General features: G+C 53.1%; 1 protein-coding gene. It reads right to left on the reverse strand.

Annotated features, from left to right (window positions below):
* Positions 1-235 precede the first annotated feature (235 nt).
* A complete protein-coding gene (locus QZH66_RS15985) occupies positions 236-1,396 on the reverse strand; it encodes a hypothetical protein (RefSeq protein ID WP_305806878.1) in 1,161 nt (386 codons plus the stop codon).
* Positions 1,397-1,474 lie beyond the last annotated feature (78 nt).

Raw genomic sequence — 1,474 nt, forward strand, 5'->3', positions numbered from 1 at the left:
GACCCGATTGCGAAGCCGGTTGGTATTGCGAGCCGGAGCCGACCGAAAAACGACCGCACACCTATCGAAGTAACAACTACCCCAAACGCTTTTGCACACGGCCTAACGCCTGAATTAAGCCGCGCCGCGAAGCGGCGTCGGCTTGAATGAATTGTTGGGCTGCATCTCGGCTACAAATTGGAGCTAAAGAAGCCAGCAGCGTCACTGCTAATGCGATTATGAAGTTCAAACCGATCTATCTTGCTGGAGTCCTTGCACAATGCGGCCACAAACATCTTCCCGCGGAAACTGCAGGGAGCGAGGAAAGCGTAGTGTCCCGCTCCTNATTGGAGCTAAAGAAGCCAGCAGCGTCACTGCTAATGCGATTATGAAGTTCAAACCGATCTATCTTGCTGGAGTCCTTGCACAATGCGGCCACAAACATCTTCCCGCGGAAACTGCAGGGAGCGAGGAAAGCGTAGTGTCCCGCTCCTGAAATGGAGTTTATTGAAGCATGCGGGATGTTTTTACCGACATAATTCAATGTCTCCGAGAATAAAATCTGCCGATCTTCTTCAGCCAACACAATCCGTGTCGGGACATGAAAAGAAGAAAAGTCATTCCTGTTCATTATTGAAACAAATGCCGGAGCGATTGCATAAACGGCTCGGATTCGTGGGTCATTGACAGGCTGTTCATCCCGGACGAGAGCAGCTTTGAACGTGTCATCGGAGTTGGCAAGAACCTGTATATCAGCCTCTGAGAAACCGGCTTCCGGAGGAAGTTGGCAAACGGGATTCTCGGGCTGACTCTGACAACGCAACGCCCTGTCACGCATTGTCAGGTGCGCGCCCGACGAGGCCAGGACAGTGTAGCCGCCGATGGAAAATCCCGCAGCGCCGATGCGAGCAGGATCGATATGGGATGAGAGACCTTCATCAGCGAGTAGTTGGTCGATCAATACTGGTAGGTCGCGAGCTCGCTCCGCCGGCAGAACAAAGCCATGTGGCCAACTTTTGTCTTCTGCTGCCGTATTGCCATGATGATTGACAGCAGCGACCACGAAGCCTGCGGCTACCAAGCCCTCAGCCAACCAAGATAGTTGCGCTGCGCTACCTCCGGTGCCGTGCGACAAGATGATTAGTGGTCGCTTTTTGGTGTCAGAGAACGGCGCATTCAAAGCATTGCGACCAAATTGGAATATATCAACACTCCATTCCGACTCGATGCTATCCAGGGATGCCTGATACCAGACGGTAGTCGCAAGGGGGCGCGGCCCAGCATTGGCCCAGTCGGCTCTTGTGTCATCAGCATAGGTGCGATGCATGCGCCCAGTCTTTACATCTTGGCTGGTGGATTGCGAACATCCAGTTAGCAAGAAGAGAGCTGTCATCATAAGAGCGGAGATTGAGCGCATGTTTGACTTTCCTGAAGGCTGTAAATGCAGCCCAACGCCTGAATTAAGCCGACCCGCGAAGCGGGTTCGGCTTGAATG

Origin of the sequence: Stenotrophomonas sp. YIM B06876 (assembly GCF_030711595.1) — a bacterium.
Lineage (GTDB): Bacteria > Pseudomonadota > Gammaproteobacteria > Xanthomonadales > Xanthomonadaceae > Stenotrophomonas.